At 41.0% G+C, this 22,796-nt stretch carries 22 protein-coding genes; 13 read left to right on the forward strand and 9 right to left on the reverse strand.

Going from position 1 to position 22,796, the window contains the following annotated elements; genetic code table 11:
• Positions 1-22: 22 nt before the first annotated feature.
• The 3 genes from AACW45_RS25650 to mutL all read right to left on the reverse strand — a co-directional run bounded on the left by AACW45_RS25650 (position 23) and on the right by mutL (position 2,408).
• Positions 23-373, reverse strand: a complete 351-nt coding sequence (locus AACW45_RS25650; RefSeq protein WP_190635653.1) for a DUF5615 family PIN-like protein — start codon at positions 371-373, stop codon at positions 23-25.
• A 3-nt stretch (positions 374-376) separates the two neighbouring features.
• The gene (locus AACW45_RS25655; RefSeq protein ID WP_190635655.1) at positions 377-607 is read right to left on the reverse strand and encodes a DUF433 domain-containing protein; all 231 of its coding nucleotides are present in this window, start codon (positions 605-607) and stop codon (positions 377-379) included.
• A gap of 118 nt (positions 608-725) precedes the next feature.
• Positions 726-2,408, reverse strand: coding sequence for a DNA mismatch repair endonuclease MutL (gene mutL, locus AACW45_RS25660; protein WP_190635656.1), 1,683 nt, complete (start codon positions 2,406-2,408; stop codon positions 726-728).
• 157 nt (positions 2,409-2,565) lie between these two features.
• On the opposite strand from mutL, the gene AACW45_RS25665 reads away from it, so the two are divergent.
• Positions 2,566-2,901: a rhodanese-like domain-containing protein gene (locus tag AACW45_RS25665; RefSeq protein WP_190635658.1), complete on the forward strand. Its 336-nt coding sequence runs from the start codon at positions 2,566-2,568 to the stop codon at positions 2,899-2,901.
• Between the two features lie 343 nt (positions 2,902-3,244).
• On the opposite strand, the gene AACW45_RS25670 is transcribed toward AACW45_RS25665, so the two are convergent.
• Both AACW45_RS25670 and AACW45_RS25675 read right to left on the reverse strand, forming a co-directional pair.
• Entirely contained in the window at positions 3,245-4,288 is a 1,044-nt protein-coding gene (locus tag AACW45_RS25670; RefSeq protein ID WP_190635660.1) for an adenosine deaminase, read from the reverse strand.
• Between the two features lie 171 nt (positions 4,289-4,459).
• The gene (locus tag AACW45_RS25675; protein WP_190635663.1) at positions 4,460-6,994 is read right to left on the reverse strand and encodes a PAS domain S-box protein; all 2,535 of its coding nucleotides are present in this window, start codon (positions 6,992-6,994) and stop codon (positions 4,460-4,462) included.
• Positions 6,995-7,678: 684 nt separating this feature from the next.
• On the opposite strand from AACW45_RS25675, the gene AACW45_RS25680 reads away from it, so the two are divergent.
• From AACW45_RS25680 to AACW45_RS25705, 6 genes are all read left to right on the forward strand, one after another.
• Positions 7,679-9,022 (forward strand): adenylosuccinate synthase, encoded by a 1,344-nt coding sequence (locus tag AACW45_RS25680; protein ID WP_190635665.1) that lies wholly within the window; start codon positions 7,679-7,681, stop codon positions 9,020-9,022.
• Between the two features lie 240 nt (positions 9,023-9,262).
• Positions 9,263-9,559 (forward strand): 50S ribosomal protein L25, encoded by a 297-nt coding sequence (gene rplY, locus AACW45_RS25685; protein ID WP_096642914.1) that lies wholly within the window; start codon positions 9,263-9,265, stop codon positions 9,557-9,559.
• A gap of 535 nt (positions 9,560-10,094) precedes the next feature.
• A complete protein-coding gene (locus AACW45_RS25690) occupies positions 10,095-11,636 on the forward strand; it encodes a bifunctional aminoglycoside phosphotransferase/ATP-binding protein (RefSeq protein ID WP_190635667.1) in 1,542 nt (513 codons plus the stop codon).
• Positions 11,637-11,739: 103 nt separating this feature from the next.
• Positions 11,740-12,156 (forward strand): hypothetical protein, encoded by a 417-nt coding sequence (locus AACW45_RS25695; protein ID WP_373462084.1) that lies wholly within the window; start codon positions 11,740-11,742, stop codon positions 12,154-12,156.
• A gap of 98 nt (positions 12,157-12,254) precedes the next feature.
• Entirely contained in the window at positions 12,255-13,046 is a 792-nt protein-coding gene (locus tag AACW45_RS25700; protein ID WP_190635671.1) for a YdcF family protein, read from the forward strand.
• 111 nt (positions 13,047-13,157) lie between these two features.
• The gene (locus AACW45_RS25705) at positions 13,158-13,379 is read left to right on the forward strand and encodes a hypothetical protein (RefSeq protein WP_096642910.1); all 222 of its coding nucleotides are present in this window, start codon (positions 13,158-13,160) and stop codon (positions 13,377-13,379) included.
• A 5-nt stretch (positions 13,380-13,384) separates the two neighbouring features.
• On the opposite strand, the gene AACW45_RS25710 is transcribed toward AACW45_RS25705, so the two are convergent.
• Entirely contained in the window at positions 13,385-13,606 is a 222-nt protein-coding gene (locus tag AACW45_RS25710) for a ferredoxin-thioredoxin reductase variable chain (RefSeq protein ID WP_190635731.1), read from the reverse strand.
• A 646-nt stretch (positions 13,607-14,252) separates the two neighbouring features.
• Positions 14,253-16,169: a 4-Cys prefix domain-containing protein gene (locus AACW45_RS25715; protein WP_190635673.1), complete on the reverse strand. Its 1,917-nt coding sequence runs from the start codon at positions 16,167-16,169 to the stop codon at positions 14,253-14,255.
• Between the two features lie 223 nt (positions 16,170-16,392).
• On the opposite strand from AACW45_RS25715, the gene AACW45_RS25720 reads away from it, so the two are divergent.
• Both AACW45_RS25720 and AACW45_RS25725 read left to right on the forward strand, forming a co-directional pair.
• The gene (locus AACW45_RS25720; RefSeq protein WP_190635674.1) at positions 16,393-16,827 is read left to right on the forward strand and encodes an NfeD family protein; all 435 of its coding nucleotides are present in this window, start codon (positions 16,393-16,395) and stop codon (positions 16,825-16,827) included.
• 109 nt (positions 16,828-16,936) lie between these two features.
• Positions 16,937-17,914, forward strand: coding sequence for an SPFH domain-containing protein (locus tag AACW45_RS25725; protein WP_190635676.1), 978 nt, complete (start codon positions 16,937-16,939; stop codon positions 17,912-17,914).
• Between the two features lie 81 nt (positions 17,915-17,995).
• Here the strand turns inward: AACW45_RS25725 and AACW45_RS25730 are convergent, their stop codons facing one another.
• Together AACW45_RS25730 and AACW45_RS25735 are read right to left on the reverse strand one after the other, a co-directional pair.
• Positions 17,996-19,807: a DUF5777 family beta-barrel protein gene (locus tag AACW45_RS25730; protein ID WP_190635678.1), complete on the reverse strand. Its 1,812-nt coding sequence runs from the start codon at positions 19,805-19,807 to the stop codon at positions 17,996-17,998.
• 232 nt (positions 19,808-20,039) lie between these two features.
• Entirely contained in the window at positions 20,040-20,444 is a 405-nt protein-coding gene (locus tag AACW45_RS25735) for a Fur family transcriptional regulator (protein WP_190635681.1), read from the reverse strand.
• Between the two features lie 144 nt (positions 20,445-20,588).
• Here AACW45_RS25735 and purS point away from each other — a divergent pair, with 144 nt between their 5' ends.
• From purS to AACW45_RS25755, 4 genes are all read left to right on the forward strand, one after another.
• A complete protein-coding gene (gene purS, locus AACW45_RS25740; protein WP_096642903.1) occupies positions 20,589-20,867 on the forward strand; it encodes a phosphoribosylformylglycinamidine synthase subunit PurS in 279 nt (92 codons plus the stop codon).
• A gap of 139 nt (positions 20,868-21,006) precedes the next feature.
• Complete coding sequence (gene purQ, locus AACW45_RS25745; RefSeq protein WP_190635682.1) at positions 21,007-21,702, forward strand: phosphoribosylformylglycinamidine synthase subunit PurQ; 696 nt, start codon at positions 21,007-21,009, stop codon at positions 21,700-21,702.
• 464 nt (positions 21,703-22,166) lie between these two features.
• Complete coding sequence (locus AACW45_RS25750) at positions 22,167-22,418, forward strand: TIGR02450 family Trp-rich protein (RefSeq protein WP_096642901.1); 252 nt, start codon at positions 22,167-22,169, stop codon at positions 22,416-22,418.
• A gap of 56 nt (positions 22,419-22,474) precedes the next feature.
• Positions 22,475-22,600, forward strand: a complete 126-nt coding sequence (locus AACW45_RS25755) for a hypothetical protein (RefSeq protein WP_277880439.1) — start codon at positions 22,475-22,477, stop codon at positions 22,598-22,600.
• Positions 22,601-22,796: the final 196 nt, after the last annotated feature.

A 22,796-nucleotide genomic window follows, 5' to 3' on the forward strand; every position in this document is an offset into this window, starting at 1 on the left:
TAAGAAATCAATAGCAGTACTTTCATAAAAGTCTCATCCGGATGCGATCGTCTTCAATTACGCTGAAATGACCTGCCCAATCATTTCGGGATGCGATCGCAATCCTAACTTTTTGCGCGACAACTGCGCCAGAAGGAGCTTTAATCCTAAATAGGATAATTCCACTGGTTGCAGGTAACTGTGAACGGAAAGCAAGTTCACCAAAGTCTTTGTCGAAGGTAAGGAGAATGCGATCGTCAGTTTGGGCGCGACTCAACACCTCAAAATCGCTAATCCCAGGCGCATCGGTGCGAATCCAAACAACATCATGCCCTTGCTGTCGTAGGACTTCTACAGCATCAGCAGGAAAGTTCTCGTTGGCAAGAAAACGCATAGACTAAGTAGGAAAAGCGTAGACTTTTTCGGCTTTGAGGGTAGCGCTGGCATAGCTAAGACAGGCTTGAATATCCTCAAGAGTGATACCTGGGTAATTGCGGATAATTTCGTCGGTTGTCCAGCCTTGGGCAAGTAGGTCTATAATAAACTCTACAGCCAGCCGAGTACCTTTGATAATGGGTTTACCAACAAGGATATTAGGATCAATTGTGATTTTAGATTGCCATTCCATAGGATGAGGTTGAGTGCGTTGTCTTAAGTTTACAATTGCTCATACCTGATATATCAACTTTAGTCTGCTGATTTTGCGATCGCTCTCTATATAAACCAAAAATATTTGGTTCTAAAAATCAAATTCCGTGACTCTTGCCAATCACCCAATTGCGCCGGAAAAATCTTGCTAAGGCAGATTCTTCTAATGATAAATAAATTGGTCTGCCATGAGGACAAGTACGAGGGTTACGAGTACGTTGCCATTGATCTAAAAGTGTTTGCATTTCTGGCAAACTCATCGGTGTACCATTACGAATAGCGCTGCGACAAGCAACTGCTACTTGGGCTGTTTGTAAATCGCCGCCTAAACTTAGTTCTAAAATTGCATCAGCACAATCTTCTCTTTGTTGCAACATTGCAGGTATATTTCGGACTGCCCAAAGTTGTTCGCCAAAGGGTTCTATATCTAAATTTATACGTTGTAATTGTGCTACTTGTTTTGGGGATAATTGATAAAGAATAATTGCCGGTTCAACAGGAATTAGTTGCCAATCATCACATAATTGTTCATATAAAACTCTTTCATGGGCAATGTGTTGTTCTACTAACCAAAGTCCTTGAGGATGTTCTACAACAATATATGTATTGCTAACTTGAGCAACAGCTTTTAAAGAGTAAAGATTACTGCTTTCTGCGTTCTGATTGTTATCACCTTCAGGGGGATTTTTGGGATTAAAATTGTAACCACCTTTGGCTTCTGCGGCTTTGAGTAATTTACTCACTCTTGATATATGAACCGACTCTTTAATATTAGCTGAACTGAGGCGGAGGGCTTGTTCAATTGCTTGGTTGACTTGTTCTTGCCAATAACTGACTTCGTTGAGATAAATTTCTGTTTTTGCGGGGTTGCGATTCCAGTTAATTTGATCGGGAGCAATGAGCAGATGTAATAAACAGACTGGATAGCGATCGCGTGGTAATGTGCGATGAAAAGCTGTTAAAATCGTTTGCTCTAGTTCTGGAGACTTCACCATTCGCCCGTTAAAGGCTACACGTACCCAATCTGGACGATGGCGATGACAGCGATCTGGCAATCCTACCACTAATAAAAGTTCGGAATTCTCCGGTTGAGGTATGGCTAATTTCACCTCTTGCAAATCGGCTGCTTTAACTTGGGGGATAAACTGGGGCAATAATTGTTTGAGCGATGTCGCCGGATAGATAGCGAACCATTCACGGTCATTTTGGCGAATCTGCCAGTTAACATGGGGATGACATAGGGCGATTTGCTGAATTGTGGCTTGCACGGCTTTCATTTGCTGGGCTAGGGCTGGTAAACCCTGACGCCGAGCTGGACAATTAGCAAATAAATTGGAGACTGTGACTACTGTACCAGGAGCGATCGCGGCAATTTCTACTCGTTGGGCTTTCCCGGCTTCACTATAAGTTACCCGCCAGCCAAAATTCTCATTTGCGGGACGACTTAATATTTCTAAACTTGCTAAATTGGTCAAACTATGCAGTGCTTCCCCACGGAAACCTAAGCTGCTAATTTTCCATAAGTCTGCACTACTATAAATCTTACTGGTGCTATGTGTAGTAGCGGCTTTTTCCAAGTCTTCTAAGTTCATTCCGCAACCATTATCGGCTACGGTAACTCGCCACTGTTGCGGCCATAAAGAAACGACAATTCGCGTTGCGCCTGCATCTAAGGAATTTTCTACCAATTCGCGCACGACAGCAGCCAAAGAGTCAATTACCTCTCCGGCGGTAATTAGATATACTACTTCTGTTGGTAAAGCGTGAATAGTAGATGTCATAAATTACAGTGTAGGCGAATAGCCAACCACTGAATAGAATATGCAATTTTGATTACTACTTTCAAAGAATTTTTATTAATTGTAAAGAAATGTCGATTGAAATTAGATTTTTGATAGATTGCTTTTAAGGTTATAAGCTTATAAGCGGAAAATGCCGATGAGTAACACTTTAGCCACGGATGCCCACGATTTAAAGCTGCGTCTAGAATGGGGACACCCAGCTTTAACCATTATTGATGTACGCGATCGCCTAACTTACAATCAAGGCCATATTAGCGGCGCAATACCCATCCCTTTGAGTGAACTAGCGCAAAGAGCTAAAACTTCTTTGCATACAGAACGTCATATCTATGTTTATGGATCTGACGATCAACAATCAGCTAATGCTACTCAAGCACTCAAAGCGGCTGGGTTTGCAGAAGTTTCTGCTATTCTAGGTGGTCTTGCTGGCTGGAAAGCTGCTGGCGGCGCTACAGAAGGCCCGGCAGCTTAATTATTATTTGTTAATATTGTTTGGTTTCTGTGTACTGTACATTGTACAGTACAATTTTTTTTCGATATTAAATCACAAAATTATTCGATCCCTCTAAGTAATACCAATTTAAATAATGTTTGCGGCACATCAATATATTCTAAAGGGCATGGCAATGCCATGCCCCTAACATCTGTCGCCTTCTTTTTTCAAATTAAAGGTTTGTAGTGAGGAATTTAGTTCGCAAATAAGGAATTCAGTCCTAATAACGTTTCTGGATGAAGATACGCTTAATTAGCCTACGAAGGTAGGCTTTGTTTATGTAGCCCCACCCTTATAGGGTGAGGGCGAATATAACGCAACTTTACTCTCTCATTGCTAAAACTTTGGGTAATTCAGGCTTTAACAATCCATTTAATAATGATGCAGGACGTTCGCTATGAGGCCATGCAAAAGCATGACGAAACGCCGCATCTTGACAAGCTTGCAACTGTTTAAAGTTAATAATGTCGTATGTCAAAAGATTCTCATACTCAAATGGCAGACGTACATTATGCAACCCGGCGTTATCAGTACAGATGGCAATATCTACCCCAGTTTCAAAACAACGGTCAAAAACTAACTTTAGTTGACGTATATCTTGTAAAGTTCCAGTTTTGAGGTAAGTTGTGGGACAAACTTCTAAACATTGTCCCCTTTGAGCGACAGATGGTAGCAACTCAGGATGCAGTAAAGGTATTTGGATTCCGTGACCAATCCGTTTGAGATATGGTAAAAGTTCTGTGTAACAACCGGCTGTGGTTTCGTAAAGATGTCCTGTAGTGTTAATCCCTAGAGAACAAGCATATTCATACAGGCTAATCCATTCTTCCATGCGCTCGGCATAGTAGCTATCACCGCCAGCAATATCTACACCACAGACATACTGTTTGTTTTGCGCCGCTAAGTCAACAATTGCTTTATTGACTTCATAGGGTAGGCGCGAGTGCATACAAAGAATTTGGCTAGTGACAATGGGATATTCTTCTATCTGACTAGCACGCCCTACAACCGCAACAATTTCTGCCATCTTATCAATTCTGGCGGATTGATTTAGATGTTCTGGCGTGCGGAGATAGGGAGTGTAGCGCAGTTCTAAATAAGCCAAATTCTCAAATATATAAGCACCCCGTAACAGGCGATAAATAAAGTAAGGTAATGTTTCTACAGTCTGTACGCTTTCTACTAGGGTATGCAATTCTAAATACTCATCTAGGGTGTTGCGCGGTCTAGTATAAAAGTCTTCAAATTCTGGATAATCAGCAAATCGGGAAATTAACTCTGATGCATGTCTCTCGAAATATCGCCATAACACACGAGGTACTACCGAACCGCCCAAATGCCGATGCAATTCAGCGTATAAAGCCATAGTGGTGTTTTCCGGAGAAATTTTAATAATCTTAACAATAGGATAGCGAAAAAAAATCTTTGTCTGTAGGAATATTCGTAAAGGTATTGTTAATTTATGACATTGGGCATTAGAGACGCGATTAATCGCGTCTCTACAATTTATTGAGGGTGGCGATGAGTATTTTTATGCTCAATGAGGAATGTTAATGGCATTAATGGCTTGTAATAATTCGTTGACGGTGCAGGGTTTGGATAGAAATGCTCTGACACCCATCTTAGCTATTTCTCTTTTATTGTGATTTGATAATAGTCCGCTCATAACAATGATTTTGATGTGGGGATTTATTGCTTTGAGTTGGCGGATTGCGATCGCACCATCCATTGCTGGCATCATCATATCTAGCAATACTATATCTATTTGCTGCTGGTACTGAGCGTAAATTGCTACAGCTTCTTCACCGTTACTGGCAGTTAAAACTCGATAATTATATGTTTCTAAGGATGATTTGGTAATTTCCCGAATTCCGGCTTCATCATCTACTAGCAAGATTAATTCGCCATTACCCGCAGTTGTATCCAATTCTTTTATCTGGACTTGAGGAGTGCGTTCCTCTTTGAGGTTGCCGTAGGCATCGCCTACCGCAGGTAAGTAAACTTTAAATGTAGTACCTTTGCCAATTTCACTATCTACATGCACAAAGCCACCGTGATTTTTAATAATACCTAATGCGGTGGAAAGTCCTAAGCCTGTACCTTTACCTAAATCTTTGGTAGTAAAAAAGGGTTCAAAAATTCGCTCTCGGATTTCTGGCGATATCCCTACGCCTGTATCCATGACAGAAATAACTACGTAGGAACCTGTTTGAAGGTGACTATTATCTGTAATTACGACATTTTCTAGTAAAATTTTTAATATTCCGCCCTTGGGCATAGCATCGCGAGCATTAACTACCAAGTTCATGAAAACCTGATGCAGTTGGGTGATATTTCCCGATACATACCAGAGGTTTTCTGATATCTCTACATTGCAAGTAATAGATTTAGGAAAGGTTTGATTGACAATTTGCTCAATTTCTGATATTAAATGCCTAATTTGCACAATGGTGCGCTTACCTTCAATACCTCGTGCAAAAGATAAAACTTGCTTGAGCAAATTAGCACCGCGCTTGACATTATTTTCCAGAGTTTGCAGTACCCTTTGACTCTGTTGGTCGTGCAATTTCATCTGTAATAACTCAACTGACATTAACACGGGCGCGAGGACATTATTCAAGTCGTGAGCAATTCCTCCAGCGAGAGTCCCGATACTTTCTAAACGTTGCGATCGCAAAAGCTGCGCTTCTAGTTGTTTTTTCTCTGTGATTTCTGTACTAACACTAAGGATGGATTTTGGCTGATTTTTCTCATCCCGCATCAATGTCCAACGGCTTTCTACGATAACTTCTGCACCATTTTTTGTCAGTTGCTGTAATTCACCCCGCCATTCACCTTTGTGGATAACTTGAAAAAATGCATCTTGTAGCTGTGGCGAAGTATTTCTATACAAAATATCAACTACATTTTGACCTAGAACTTCCTCTTGTTTCCAACCGTAGAGCCTTTCTGCACCTTGATTCCAAAATAATATTTGATTGTGGATATTTCTCACTAAAATTGCATCTGTAGCCACATCTAAAAGTGCGGCTTGTTCGCTAATTTTTTGCTGTGCTTGCTGGCGCTGAGTAATATCTCGCGTCACCGCCAGATGTAAAAATGTCCCGTCAATTTCATTCAATAGGGGAACTGCATGAGTTTCCAACCAGCGACGAGTACCTTTAAACCCGACAATTTCATACTCTAAAGTTCCCTTTTCTCCTTGACAAACACGTTTATGTAAATCAGTAAAAGCTTCTCTGTATTCAGGTGCGATCGCGCTATCAATTGCTTTGCCAATCAAGCTTTCAGCCGTTTCCACCTCCAGCATCGCCAATCCGCAAGCATTAATTTCTAGCAATTTACCATCTCTAGCAATTAACTTGATACATTCCGGTTCTGCATCTATAATTGCTCGCAGCCGATTTTTACTTTGGCGTAAATCTAGTTCTGTATGCTGCAATTTGTTGACGTAGCGCCACAACAAATCATATAGCAAAGCAACTATAATTAAATCGATAAAAGTTGCTAATAAAAATATCGTAATCGACTTGTTGGTAGTAGCTTGTAATTTTTGACTATGCTGTTGTAATTGATTTTTTTCGGTCGCTATATGTTTGTCAATTAGCTGTTGAATCTCTAAATTCAGATTTTGCTTTTCATCAGATAAAACTAAAGTTTTTACAGCATTCCCACCTTGATTTTGAGCAATAGAAATTTCTCTTTGGAGAATGTTGAGTTTTTGGGTGATTTTTTCGGTTAGTAAGGAAATTAACTGCTGATTTCTCCCAGGCTGGTTTAACTGCTGGAGAATTTCCAGATTTTTCGCAATTTTTTGTCTGGCTTGCAGATAAATAGCTAAATCATCAGGATTTGCAGTGAGTAGGTATTTACGCTGTGTAATTTCCGCATTTTGAAAGCTGGAATTGAGAGTTGAAAATTGTGTAATAACTTCCTGAGATGATATGGCCCATTGCTGATTCTGTATCAGACTCATAGTGGTGCTATAGGAAACTACAGCATTAGTAAATAAAACTGCCAAAACTAAAATAAATAATGCTCTCAGCTTTTGAATAACAGACCATTTCATCATGCGATCGCTCTTTATGTGGCAGATATCACCTATTAGTTAAAATTCAAGAAGACCAAATAATTACCATAAGTCAACCTTACAGGCAACAGTAGTAATACAGGAGAATCTCTTGTATCACCAAGAAATACACTCATATAGTTAATATTCAGAGAAATTCTTAACTATAACAATTTAAGGTAATTTGGAGACCCAAAATTTACTCAAAAAGTTCCTTTTCCAAGCTAAGAATAATTTACATAGCAACTTTATGTCTCTAAAAAATGACATTTTAGCTACATTTATGCACAAAAAGATGTTTATTTAACAAAAATTACTCTTTACCAAAGATTACTTTGCAATAACTATATTTAGCTTGTAAAAATTGCTATACACAATATTTGAGTCGCTGAATTGTTACCAATAAAAATTTAAAAAATATGCAATAAATACAGTTGTCAACAATTTGAGTTAAAAATTACACTAACCAAGCAATAATTTACTGCCATGTGCTTAATTTTGGCAAAAAAATAATTCAACTCCGATTTCGAGTACAAGTAGTTAACAAAATCTCTATTCCCAATCAACCATCAACAACTAAGTCACCTATTAATAGGTATTTATAAAAATTCTTGCATCTGCTTGACATGAATTACATATCATGTTGATAATGATTGTTTGTGAAAACTTTACCTATAATATAAAAGCTTGGCTAACGTCATTGTCATAGGTGCCCAGTGGGGCGATGAAGGAAAAGGTAAAATAACAGACTTACTCAGCCGCTCCGCAGATGTTGTTGTCCGTTATCAAGGGGGCGTCAATGCTGGGCATACAATTGTAGTCAAAGAGCAGACCTTTAAACTACATTTGATTCCTTCTGGTATTTTGTATCCAGATACCGAATGTATTATCGGCTGTGGTACAGTTATCGACCCGAAGGTTTTGATAGCAGAACTCGATCAGCTAGAAAGCTTAAATGTTTCTACGAAAAATCTGCTAATTTCTGAGACAGCCCACGTGACCATGCCTTATCATCGATTGATCGATCAGGCATCGGAAGAGCGGCGAGGAAGCCATAAAATCGGCACTACTGGCAGAGGCATTGGCCCCACCTATGCTGACAAATCTGAGCGCACGGGTATTCGGGTTTTAGACTTGATGAACCCGCAAGAGCTACGCGATCAGTTAGAGTGGACGATTAATTATAAAAACGCAATATTAGAAAAGCTTTATAACCTGCCACCCCTGAACCCAGAAGAAGTAATTCAAGAATATCTGGGGTATGCAGAACGCTTACGTCCTTACGTTGTTGACAGTTCGCTCAAAATTTATGATGCGATTCAACGGCGGCGAAATATTTTGTTTGAAGGCGCACAAGGAACACTCCTAGACTTAGATCACGGTACTTATCCTTACGTTACCTCCTCCAATCCAGTAGCCGGGGGGGCTTGCGTTGGTACGGGATTAGGGCCGACAATGATTGACCGGGTAATTGGGGTGTCGAAAGCCTACACAACGCGAGTTGGAGAAGGGCCTTTTCCAACCGAACTACAAGGTGAATTAGGCGAATTGTTGTGCGATCGCGGTGCCGAATTTGGTACAACTACCGGCAGAAAGCGTCGCTGCGGTTGGTTTGATGCTGTAATTGGGCGCTACGCTGTCCGTATTAACGGTATGGACTGTATCGCCATTACCAAACTAGATGTCCTCGATGAACTAGAGGAAATCAACGTTTGTGTCGCCTATGAAATTGACGGCGAACGCTGCGAACACTTCCCCACCAGTTCCCGTCAATTCGCGCGCTGTCGTCCCATCTACAAAACCTTACCAGGCTGGCAAGTATCCACTAGTCATTGCCGCACCTTGGAAGACTTGCCCAAGCAAGCATTGGACTATCTGAAATTCTTAGCCGAATTGATGGAAGTCCCGATCGCGATCGTCTCCTTAGGAGCTAGCCGCGATCAAACCATAATTGTTGAAGACCCAATTCACGGGCCTAAGCGTGCTTTGTTACATCCTGACGGCACACCTGTATCCTTAATTAGCGCCTAGCGCTAGTTATTAGGCGATTTCACAGAAAAAGATATATCAGGCGTTTGGCTTCGGCTTTGTTTAGCTAAAACAGCACCTTTCGACTCCGCTCAGGGTGCTAAATCAAAGGCTGCTAAGTCTAAGTGTACAATCACGATTGGTAGAATTATTTTCTGGGAAATCTCCAGAGTCATCAGTCATTGACAAATGACAAATGACAAATGACCAATGACCAATGACAACTAACAATTTGTATTTTGTATGGCTATCACACTCGAATCGAAAAAGCGCCCAGAAGGTAGCAAACCCAACGCTTTGCGCCGTTCTGGATTAATCCCCGCCAATTTGTACGGACACAATGGTGCTGAATCAATTTCTCTCGTACTTGATGCTAAAGCAGTTGAGCGTCTGCTCAAGCAAGCTGCTGTCAACAAAACACAAGTTGAACTCAGCATTCCCGAAATTGAATGGACTGGTAAAACCGTAATCAGAGAAGTTCAGTCTCATCCAGCAAAAGGCACAACTTACCACATCAGCTTTTTTGCTGCTAAAGCTTAATTCCACTGAATTAAAACTCAAGTTGGAAATAATTAGCGATCGCGCCAGGGGTAACACCCTGGTTTTTTGTTAAGCTATCAACGGTCACTAATTTACAAATACAAAAAATCTTATACCAATTAAAAAAAAGAATCCGACAGATGCGTAGGGACTTACAAAAAATAAATTACCCATATTCCGTAGTGCGAGCATCTTGCTCGCTGTTGTTCTAAAGCGAGCAAGATGCTCGCACTACAAATTGATTGGGGATTTAAAAAATTGGATGTCCCGTAGGTTGGGTTGAACGAAGTGAAACCCAACAGATACAAGGCTTTGGGTTGTTGGGTTTCGTTCCTCAACCCAACCTACATTTGTAGCGATCATTCTTTAAATTGGTATTATTTCTACATTTGCCAATTGTAGGGGTATATTTATTTTTTGGTATTCCCCAATATCGAGAGTCAAAATTATCCATGCCGATCAATGCTCATGATTTGAGATAATTATCAGCATTTATTTGTATTCATCAACGGTTATTCCATCTAAATCAGAAATTATGACAGAAGCGACTATTCCCGCCTTGATTCAGCAAATGTTGCAGCCTGGGTTTTATCCCCATGCAGTCGTAGAACCAATTGAACTGATTCAAACTCATGGTTCTTATGTACTTCTGACAGGCGATTATGTTTATAAAGTGAAAAAACCTGTAAATTTTGGCTTTTTAGACTATTCCACCTTAGAAAAGCGGCAACATTTTTGTAATGAAGAATTGCGGTTAAATCAGCGCGGTGCTGGAGAACTGTATTTAGAAGTTTTACCCATAACTCAAATTGGCGAACAATACCATCTTGGCGGAACTGGGGAAGCTGTAGAATATGTGCTGAAAATGCGCCAATTTCCTCAAGAAGCTTTATTAAGCAGTTTATTTGCCCAAGGTAAGTTAAATGAAGCAGATTTTGAGGAATTAGGCAAAGTTGTCGCCCAATATCATGCCAAAACTGAAACCAATGATTATATCCGCAGTTTTGGGGAAGTACCAAAAGTTCGCGAGGCTTTTGACGAAAATTATGAGCAAACCGACAAATATATCGGCGGGCCTCAGACTCAGCTACAATTTGACGAAACTAAAGCATATACTGAGCGTTTTTTTGCAGAACGCGGCGAATTATTTGCCAATAGAATCCAAAATAACTATATCCGCGAATGTCATGGAGATTTACATTTAAGAAATATTGCTCTATGGCATGACAAAATCATGCTATTCGATTGCATTGAATTTAATGAATCGTTTCGCTTTGTCGATGTCATGTTTGATATCGCTTATGCGGTGATGGATTTAGAAGCACAACAGCGTCCAGACTTGAGTAACGCTTATTTAAATACTTATGTAGAGCAAACTGGCGATTGGGAAGGGTTACAAATTTTACCTATATATTTAATCCGTCAGTCATACGTCAGAGCAAAAGTAACTTCATTTTTATTAGACGATCCTGGTGTACCCGCAGCCGTTAAGGAAGAAGCCGCAAAAACCGCAGCTAAATATTATACCCTTGCTTGGAATTACACTAAACCCAAACAAGGACAACTAATTTTAATGTCTGGTTTATCTGGTTCTGGTAAAAGTACGACAGCGCGATATTTAGCTCGTCAACTAGGTGCAATTCATATTCGTTCCGACGCAGCGCGTAAACACTTAGCCGGAATTCCCTTATTAGAACGGGGTGGAGATGAAATCTATACACCAGAAATGACCCAAAAAACTTATGCTCGACTGTTGGAATTAGGAATTATACTGGCTAATCAAGGTTTTTCCGTAATTTTGGATGCTAAGTATGACCGACAAGATTTACGCCAAGCCGCAATTGAGCAAGCTAATAACCATCAAATACCCCTACAAATCGTACAATGTACAGCGCCTCTAGAAGTTGTACAAGAGCGTTTGCATAACCGGACTGGGGATATTGCTGATGCTACTGTTGATTTATTGGCTTCTCAGCTTAAACAATTTGAACAATTCACGGATGCGGAAAAACCCTACGTTAAGATTTGGGATACAACTCAGCCACTAGAGGCACAATTAACACTAATCACTAGCTAATAGGCTTGTTGATGTCATGGCACAGAAAAAAGAATTTTTGAATCTTTCGTCTAGTTTCTTATCGCAGCTGATATTTGGGGTAATTTTAACCATTGTATTATCCATGACAGGGTCTTCATTAGCCCTGAGCATCTTTTTAGGAATTATCGGCGCTTTCACCTTAGGTTGGATTACAGCCGCAGGTAAAAATAGTGCCCAAACTCAGTCTGTAGACTCTTCCGAAGGTATTGATGCAGCCTTGAAATATTGGTTGTTGTTCTTAATCGGCTTTAGCTGGTTAGGATATCCAGCACACATGAGTATTATCTTGGGTGCTTTAGGTGCCATTGGTGGGGGCTGGATGATTGCTTGGTGGAAAAGTACAGAAGAATCTCGAACTCAACTACCAATTGATTCAACTGAAGAGGAGGATGAGGAACAAACAAGCACTAGAGGTACTGTTAAGCGCAGACGGAAAGCTACTCGGCGGTTCCGTCGCACACCTGGCGGGGGTATCAATTTGAGATTTTGGCAAAGGTAAGATTGCTCAGAGACGCGATGAATCGCGTGATTGGTCAGAGACGCGATGAATCGCGTCTGTACAATTGTTATCCTAGCCCCTAGCCTCTAGCCTCTATTATGTTTTTATATCTTTCTAAGTTACTACCGCTATTTTTCTATCCTTTGGGATTGGCTGCGATTAGTTTGGTGGTAGCTTTGATTACCTTATGGAAACGACCACGCACCGCAGCTGTTGCTATAGCTGTGGCTTTAATTTTATTGTTATTTTGCAGTAATGCTTGGGTTTCTCAATGGTTGGTGCGATCGCTCGAATGGCAAAATACTGCAACTAGCCAAATACCTCAGGCACAAGCAATTGTAGTCTTGGGTGGTGCGACTAAATCGGCTTTTTGGCCGCGTCCTGGTGCGGATTTAAGCGAACAAGGCGATCGCGTAATTTATGCTGCTCAACTCTATCGTCAGCAAAAAGCACCTTTAATCATCCTCAGTGGCGGGAGAATCGATTGGCGTGGTAGCGGTGATTCTGAATCAGCAGATATGTCCAATATTCTCACCTCCCTGGGTATACCTGCTGAGGCGATCGTTCAAGAACCTGATTCGCTGAATACATATCAAAATGCTGTAAATGTCAAGCAGATTTTACAATCTCGCAATATTAATCAAGTATTATTAATCACTTCGGCAATGCACATGCCGCGATCGCTGAAAATTTTCCAGCGTCAAGGAATTGCAGCGATTCCTGCACCTACCGATTTTCTCGTCACTCGTGGCGAAATGCAAGAATTGGGAAGTAGCCCCAAAGCCGCTATCCTCAATTTATTACCTGATAGCGACAATTTAGACAAATTTACCAGGGCTTTAAAAGAATACGTTGGTCTTTTTATCTATAGCTTGCGCGGTTGGCTGTAACCTGAGTAAATACTATAGGTATTTTGAGAAGTTCAATTTGCAATCGCTATAATTTCAGTAGTTACAGAGTTTTAATTTTAAATTTCTCAGGACTCAGCACTTCCTGACATTATGTCTAAAAATTTACCTTATATTGTCCCCGCAACGCCCAGCGAAGTTGACGAAACTTTTGCCACTTATCAGACAACTCACCAGTTTTACCATGAAGTTAGGGAGCGCTCGGAATTTCGGCAGCATTGTGATTGGTATTACACAACAGCAATCCGTCATCGACAAGAACTAGAAAAAATGCGCGGCGAACTAAATATTCTACGCTGGTTTCGCCGCTCTTAAAGAAATTAGATGATTTCTAATTCATTGTCACGGAGATGGGCTTTAAACTTTTTACTAAACTGAACTAACAATGGCAAATTAGCACTTACAGGTCTACCTTGCCATTCGGTAACAATAGCTGAAATTTCGCCTTCTGAGCCTTTGAGGTCAAAAGCCTGACCGCGATGTTCAGGATGATGGTAAACTACTACCGACTCTTTAACACGAACGCGATCGCCAACTTTCATAACAACGTTTACACCTAGCTTTTCCTTGTCCACAACTATCTCCACAGCCGTCCCTCACTGAACTTGCTTTTTTGAAAAATAGACTGCTGTTAACAGTCACGCTGCGCATCTCATCCGCACAGACTGGCTGTTGAGTGCATTCGTAACTGCTATACGAACAAAGCCTGCCCGTGCAGGCTTTGTAGCTAATCGATTCATAACACTAGATTTACCTAGCGTTTTAGCAACAGGTCTAATCCTTTGACTGTCAATTAACTTTTTATCTTCCCATAGTTAAACAAACTCTTACAATGAGTTTGTTTAAGATAGGGTTTACCAATATGGCTGGCTGATGGTTAGAAAAACCCCTACCATCATTGATTCCTCACTGCACTTGTCCACTTTTAGAGGTGTCTCAGAGGCGCTTTGTTTGAGGATGAGCGGCCTCACGGGCTAGAAAAACCCGTTTTAGCTCTGATAGCGCGGTTTCACGCCAAGTTCAATTTTACAACAAGATGACACTTTCCCCGCAAGCCGCGTTGTTGTTGCATTAGGGACGCGGGAGGGGAAGGGGGACAAGGAATTTTAGATTTTAGATTTTAGATTTTAGATTCAAACCCAATCCAAAATCGCAAATCCAAAATCCAAAATTGAATTGCCCAATGCCCTATTCATTATTTGAAGAACATAGAGACTGCAATCCTGGGGGAAGTTGGCGACACATTTGTTGGAAGGATTGGGGCTGAAGTTGCCACCACAGTAATAATCCTAATGTGGCACTACCCAAAACTATCAATAATGCCCCAATGATGACTAAAGATTTACGTCGCCTTGGTTGTTGAACTGGGGTTAGTTCTGGTTCTGGGGTAATATCCAAATCTATGAGTACGGGCGAACTTTCCTCTAAAGAGTAGTCTTCTGGCGTTTCTATTTCAATAATTTCTACTTGAGGCTGTGCGTAAGTTAAAGAAACGTAGTATTCGCGCGATACATTGCACAGAGTCATAACTATTGATGTATTATCATAGCCATTTTTCTGATTGGCAAATTTAATCCAACGCTGTACAGCATCTTCGATATCTAATTGCTTGTTCAGCACTTTTAAGGCGAAATTTCGCCATGATTGTTCAACCCAGTCATGGTCACTTAAGCCATCAGAACACAACAATAATATGCCATCTTCTTCTAAGATAAACCGCTTGATTTGCACCCGCAGAGCGTCTGCATCTCTGGTTCCCAAGGCTTGAGTTAGGGCGGTTGCATCCGATCGCATTAAGGCTTGACGATAAAAATTGCGGGCGTGACGCACTTCTCGCGCGGCAACATCATCATCTACTGTGAGTAGTTGACAGTAATTTGGTGTAATCCAATAAGCACGGCTATTGCCCACACTAGCTAAGTAAAGTTCATGGGTAGTCGCCGATCCCTTAGTCGATTTGGCGGGGATTCTTTGGGGTATTTGTAACGCCATTACTAAGGTTGTCGCCATGCGTTCTCTACCTTGGCGATTTTCGGAGTCGTTACTGGCACAAATGACGTTATTCACTACCCGCAGGCTAGCTTCTAATTGATCTATCCACAAATCGGGGGTAGTGAGTTCAGTTTGTGTGGTTAACTCAGAAAATAAGGCACGAACCTGCAATTTTATTGACTGTACTGCTAATTGACTAGCTACTTCACCGCCTTGATGTCCGCCAATACCATCACAAACAATTGATAAATGGGGGATTAATGGATCTTTGAGATCGTCAGAATTCGCTGGGAAGCAAGCATCTTCATTGCGCGTCATGACGATTCCCGCATCGGTTGCGCCTGCTAGTTCCAAATTTAATGGTAAATCTGCTGCAGATGAGAGTAACAAGGTGTTGAGTTGATTGGCAATTGTTTCAAACTCAACTTCTGGGGTAAACATCTGCTTGATGATATTTTGTAAACCTGACGCGATCGCAGTTTTAGCAGAATTGAGTAAAGGCTGCCAAGATTCACCCAAATCTTTTAAACTCAAGCTTTGTGTAGTCTGGTGCAGTTCCAAAAGCCGCACGCACCAACCTTGTACCCGCAGGTTGTTAGACATGAGTAAACTGCTGGCTACACCTTGTTCTAATAAAGGTTGCCAAAGTTGGAGAATTTGCCATAACCAGTAAACTTGTCTAACCGCCGTGGATTGTTCCCAAACATTTGCGATCGCTGGGTAAAGTTTACCATTCTCAGCTATGGGAACATTTTCTAGCAAGAGAATCTCATCACCGCTACCCTCAGCCGCGCGTACATAACCGTAAGCTTGGGGCAAGTGCGATCGCTCATAATATAATCGAAGATAAGGAATCACAGCCTGTGGTAATTCTGTGGGAATCTCTGGTAGTAGCCCTGGTTGTGTATCTAACCAAATTTGATGAGTAATTACCTCATATCGATTTGCTACAGTTGTACCAGGGGCAATTTTTGCGGCTGATGCACCAGTAGCCCACAGATAGCGATGCACTAAGGCCGTTTGGCAATTGGCACAAACACGATTATTCAAAGGATTAACCGGGTTTGTACAGTCTGGATTGATGCAATAAACGATCCGTTCGGTAGTAATCATAAACTCATTAATTTCATCACATTAATTTCGATTAAATATACCTGGCAAATACTCGAAGGCTAGAATAGACTGTTTTTGTGTACCCTTGGCTACAACTTGTTACTGAAATTCATCAAAATTGATGGTTAAAATACCATATTTAGCTTTCCGTAAACACTAAGCCAGAGGGTGGATCTAGTTAGGAGAAAGAGATTTACATAAATGTAGTGTCTAGGATGGCGCTATGCCAAGTTATACCGTAATCTGGCTCCTGGCGGGAGCAGTTTTATGTTTAATGGAACTGTTTTTACCGTCTGCTTTTGTCGCTTTCATGATGGGAATTAGCGCCTTTATCGTGGCGCTACTATCTCGGTTTGTTTTAAGTAGTGTGTGGCTGCAAGTTATAGCTTGGCTGTTTTTGTCTACATTACTAGTTTTCGGTTCCCGCCGATTTGTGCAACCGCGACGACGCAACACAAAAATTCAAAATGCAATTACAGCTGAAACTTTAACAGAAATTCCGGCAGGAAAAACAGGGCGAGTATTATACGAAGGAAATTCTTGGCAAGCAAGATGTGATGATGACAAACTCAGCATCTCATCCCATCAAAGAGTTTATATCGTTCGTAGAGAAGGCACAACCTTAATTGTGATGCCGGAAAATTTGTTGCATTCTTAGTCAATGGTCAATGGTCAATAGTCCATAGTTATTTTACTTGGTCTTCTTGCTTCGCCCTTTTTATCTCTGAATTAATTATTTTCAATAATAAAAATTTAGGAGAATTACAATGGAACAGTTCTTTTTGCTAGTATTTTTAGCGCTTGGTGGTTCTGCTTTAGCAGGGTCTGTGAGGGTAATTAATCAAGGCGATGAGGCTTTGGTGGAACGATTGGGTAGCTATAACAAAAAGCTAGAACCAGGGCTGAATATAGTAACCCCTTTTCTAGATAAAATTGTCTATAAACAAACGATTCGGGAAAAAGTTTTAGATATTCCGCCACAACAATGTATTACCCGTGATAACGTTTCTATCACTGTAGATGCTGTAGTTTACTGGCGGATCATGGATATGGAGAAAGCTTATTACAAAGTAGAAAATCTCCAATCAGCAATGGTGAATTTAGTACTAACTCAAATTCGTTCGGAAATGGGACAATTAGAGTTAGATGAAACCTTTACTGCTCGTGCGCAAATTAATGAACTTCTCTTGCGGGATTTGGATATTGCTACCGATCCTTGGGGTGTGAAAGTAACGCGGGTAGAACTGCGAGATTTGATTCCATCAAAAGCAGTGCAGGAATCGATGGAATTACAGATGTCAGCAGAACGGAAAAAACGAGCATCTATTTTAACCTCAGAAGGCGATCGCGAATCAGCAGTAAATAGTGCCAGAGGTAAAGCCGAAGCCCAAGTTCTCGACGCAGAAGCCCGTCAAAAATCGGTGATTTTGCAAGCTGAAGCTGAACAAAAAGCAATTGTTTTGAAAGCACAAGCCGAACGTCAGCAGCAAGTTCTCAAAGCCCAAGCGATCGCTGAATCCGCAGACATTATTGCCCAAAAAATCAAAACCAACCCCGAAGCCCAAAAAGCCCTGGAAGTTCTATTTGCCTTAGGTTATTTAGATATGGGGACAACAATCGGTAAAAGCGATAGCAGCAAAGTTATGTTTATCGATCCCCGCACTATTCCTGCCACTTTAGAAGGCATCAAATCTATTGTTGCAGATGGACAGGAGATACCAGGGGTAAATAATCATCGCGGTTAGTTGGAAACAATTGTAGAGACGCGATTAATCGCGTCTCTGCCTCTGCCCAATGCCCCATGCCCAATGCCCCATGCCCAATTATTAAATCCCCCAATTAATACTGAAACCAAAATTAGTACCGTCAGGTTCTGCCGTTAAGGTACCTAAGCCACTTTGCCCGATTGCATTACCTGCAAATAAATCTAAGCCAAAGCCAGAACTAGGTAAAAAGCGCAAGCCTGTACTCCAAGTACTTCTTTTGCCATCTAAAACGGGGGTATATTCGCCAATCAATTGCAAATTATCCCCAATTGCTTGGTTAACTCCTATACCTAAGCCTATACGCTCCGTGTCTCCAAAAAGTGCTGCTTTAGGATTAATCGATAAAGCTGTTTGGGAATTAATTTGATAAGCTATCGGTAACTCTACGTACAAAGTTCCGTTGATACCACCTCCTTGCAACTCTGTCTCACTAATTCCAGCCAGTTTCAGACTGAGGGTAAGCCCATCGCCCCGGATTTGATCTAAAAACTTGAGTTTCATTGCACCGCCAATTTTCACTCCCGGCCCGGATATATCTTGTTCAGAAAAGCGATCGCTTGACGCAAATTGATCTACAGTCAGTTCTAGTTGTGAATCATCGGTTAAACCAAAAGCTAGAGCAAAACTAGAACTACCACCTGTACCCAACCCTCCTCTAAATTGGAAATGTCCGCTTGGTAGGGTGTTAGCGCTGGAAAGTGTCAACCCATCAAATAGTAAAGAGCGGTTGCGATAAGAGAGCGATATTGGGGGACTATTAGTAAAATTAGCTGCATACCCTTGTCCAAAATCAATGGCGTGTTTGAAGCGAACTCCTAATAATAAATCTTCGCCATCAGGAATAAAGCTTAACAAGCCTGTAGTCGGTGTTGCGCCATAACTGTTAGTAGCATAAACCTCTGCTCCCATTCTGGGATTGAGAGCGTAATCTATCCCGACAGTCCAGAGTAATTTGCTAGTAATTGAACGATTTTTAGCAATAAAAGTATTACCACCAGGCCCCAAAGGAGTTTGAATATTTGCAAATAAATTTACTCGTTGGGATGTTTGCCAACTAAACCCCGTACCAATATTAAAAAATGTCCCAAAAAAATCTCCTCCCGCAACTTTATCTGGAAAGAAAACGACTCCAGGTGTGAGGTGTAATTGCAAATTAGGTGAAGCTTTATAAGTGATTGGTAACTGCAAAGCACCAACTGGTCTGGCAACAAAAAATGCTTGTTTGGGACTATTATTAAAAACTCCAGTATTTGACGATATATGTAATAACTGAACTGTACCTGCAACACCTACAGCCCAGCGATTATTTCTCACAATTTGATATTTTACCTTAGTGCCATAACTGACAGTAGTAAAGTAAGGGCATTCACTTCTAACTGGACATTTCAGATAATCATCAAAAATATCGCCTGTAAAACCTAGTTGTAAGTTATCAGTAATTCCCCAATCAATATTTAGCTGATAGGTTTGTAAACCTGTACCTGAAATAGAATCATCTGTTGGTAGAACTTGTAAAAAACCGCCTTCTATCTGAACATCACCCTGTCGCAATTGGTTACCAGTTTCCAAGTTATGCAATTGAGTTGGCGGTGCTTGTAATGGGGAAAGTCTCACTTTTGTTGGTAATATTTCGCTAAAATCGCCATCAAGTGCCCGCTTTTGTAGAAGTTCCTCTAATGTTTTTTCTGGAATAGAAAGTAGTAATTCAGGCTGCAAATCTTTTGCTTTATTACTAACAGGAGATCGCGTTTGCGGAATTTCTTCTGTAGTAATTTCTCTTGAAGAAACAGAATATACCACCTCAGAGGCATAACTTAAACTACCAAAAGATAGATAAAGTAAACCACAAGCAAGAATTTTAATTTTATGCATATTTATTCTGAGGCGATCGCTCTAATTCCAGATGAACAATAGTATAAAAAAAATCCCATGTTATTGCTTTCACCATCAAAAAAGCTGACAGCGAAATTTATCGTCGTCAGCATATAAATTAATACAATCAAGTTATTACTAGGCTTGTTATTTTTCTAATTTCTCCTGTCCCATTTCCATTTATAAAACAGGAATACAAATAACAATTGTACAGACGCGATTCATCGCGTCTCTAATGACCAATCTGCGACGCTTGCTCGCTTTGACACTGGTTACACAATCCGAAAAACTCCAGAGTATGATAAAAAATTTTAAACTTATGATTGGCTTCTAACTTATCTTCTAAGTCATGTACTGGACATTGATTAATCGGAATTGAGATACCACATTGCAAGCAGGTGAGGTGATGTTTATCTTGCTGCGCTAGACTATATAAGGCTTCACCATTGGCTAAAGTCCGTACTTGTACCATTCCTTCTAGTTTTAAAGCTTCTAAGGAGCGGTAAACTGTTGCTAATCCCATACTTTGATTAAGATTACGTAATTCCACGTATATATCTTGTGCGGAAATTCCTTGTTTGATGGTTTTCAAAAGATTTAGAATTCTCTCCTGACTGCGGGTGCGTATAGCTCTCATAAATAATTTTTTTAATTTAGCGCTTGGTTGAAGCTCTCATACAGGCTCGCTGAATGAATTAACTATAATCGCTTCATAATCTTATTTTTACTCAGTTGGAACAGAAAGTTATAGTATAGCGATCGCAGCATTTAGCGATCGCCCATGCAAAGGAAGTATTTAGCCAAAATTTTCGTGACACTCCGTCCTTCTGTTTTAGACCCAGCCGGTGTGGCTGTGCAATCTGGTCTAAAGCAACTAGGATACGACAACGTAGAACAGGTGAGGATTGGAAAGTACATTGAATTGACCATTACCTCAACCCAAGAAGCCAAAGCCCGTCAAGACTTGGATCGCATCTGCGACCAAATGCTAGCCAATCCAGTAATCGAAAATTATCGTTTTGAACTAATTGAAGTCGAAACACAGACAGGCGTGTTTTAGGGGCTAGGGGCTAGGGGCTAGGGGCTAGGGGCTAGGGGCTAGGGGCTAGAGGGATGAATGAAAATTGTACAGACGCGATTAATCGCGTCTCTAACAAATGACCAATGACTAATGACTAATGACCATTGACCATTGACAAATGACAAAATTTGGTGTAATCGTTTTTCCCGGTTCTAATTGCGATCGCGATGTTGCCTATGTAACTAGAGATGTACTTGGGCAACCAACTCGCATGGTATGGCATCAAGAGACTGATATTGCTGATTTAGATGTAATTGTTATCCCTGGTGGTTTTAGTTACGGGGATTATTTACGTTGTGGTGCGATCGCCCGTTTTTCGCCAGTTATGCAGCAAGTTGTAGAACATGCTCAAAAGGGTAAGTTTGTTTTGGGGATTTGCAATGGTTTTCAAGTCTTAACAGAAGCAGGCTTGTTACCAGGAATTCTGACGAGAAATCAGGATTTACATTTTATTTGCGATCGCTTGCCGTTAAAAGTTGAGCGTACCGATTTACCTTGGACGCAAGGCTACGCACCTGGTGAAATGATTACCATACCAGTTGCTCACGGCGAAGGTCGATATTATGCAGATAAAGCCACCCTGGCAGAATTAGAAGATAACGGGCAAGTAGTATTCCGTTACGCAGGTGAAAATCCCAACGGTTCCTTAAATAGCATCGCGGGGATTTGCAACCGCCAAGGCAACGTTTTAGGCATGATGCCCCATCCTGAGAGAGCATCTGACCCAATTTTAGGTGGTGAAGATGGTTTGCGGATGTTTCAAGGCTTATTAGTTGACATACCTCCTCGTCCTGAAGGAGCGAGGATTCCTTGACGCTTCACAGCAATGCGCTACCGAAGTAGTCTTACCTTCGCTCTACGTCCGTTTAGAGTCTCCCAATGCCCTATGGCGACTGTTTTCCATTTTGTATGCAAGCAAAATACTTGTTTGCCTCCAAGGTCGGACAACGCCGTTGCCTTTTTGCTTCCCCTATTTCTGATCGCAACTCTGACAGGACTTTCAACCTTGCTGTTTGTTTTGGAGTATCTTAAATCCGGGCGGGTCAGTGACCATCTACAATTTAGCATACTGCCAAGCCGTCGTAGAACGACGGGGTTTTAAACCCATTTTTCTGATAAAGTCGCTGCGATCGCCTAGTCATTTTTCTATAAACTTTTGTTAAGTTCGTAGTAAGCACTTTAGTGCCTCAAAATCGAGGATTAAAGTCCTGACTACGGACTTATTTTGTTACATAAATAACAAATGACCATTGACCATTGACTATTGACTCATAAAAAATGCCTAAAAAACAGAAATTTCCTTACCTCCTGGGTTCTAAATGGACAGCCCAGCAAAAAGTAGATGGTTGGCGACATTTCCAAGTCGTCAATCGCAAAAATCAAGGTAATTGGGTTTACGCCGAAATGGTTGCAGCTTGCGATCCAAAAGTTCGCTTCTGGCTCAACGCCAAATTATTACAAGATAACTCCCAATGGCAAGCAGGCTGGCAACCACTCAAAGAAATTGCACAACTCGAAGACTTCGCGTAGGGGCTAGGGGACAAGGGAGACAATTGTACAGACGCGATTCATCGCGTCTCTGCCCAATGCCCACTCGCCTTGAGCGAAGTCGAAAGGATGCCCAATGCCCAATGCCCACTCACTCAAAATTTAATAATTTGTTGCATATAAAAAGCACTTTAACCAAAAATTCCGCGATCGCGATCGCATAACTTGAAAGATTTTTCTCAATAAATCAAGCCCGTCTGCTTATGCTGTAAGTATTTCAGCCTAAATAGGTGGGTGTTTTATCTCTATTTTCAGGTTTCTTCTCTTGCCGAGGTTGCTGGCGAAAATCTCACCTACTATATATATATCTAGGCTTAAGCGCTCTCAAAGCAGAATTGAGAACTATCAAAATAAATGTAA

Origin of the sequence: Calothrix sp. FACHB-168, assembly GCF_963889195.1 — a bacterium.
Classification (GTDB): domain Bacteria; phylum Cyanobacteriota; class Cyanobacteriia; order Cyanobacteriales; family Nostocaceae; genus Aulosira; species Aulosira anomala_A.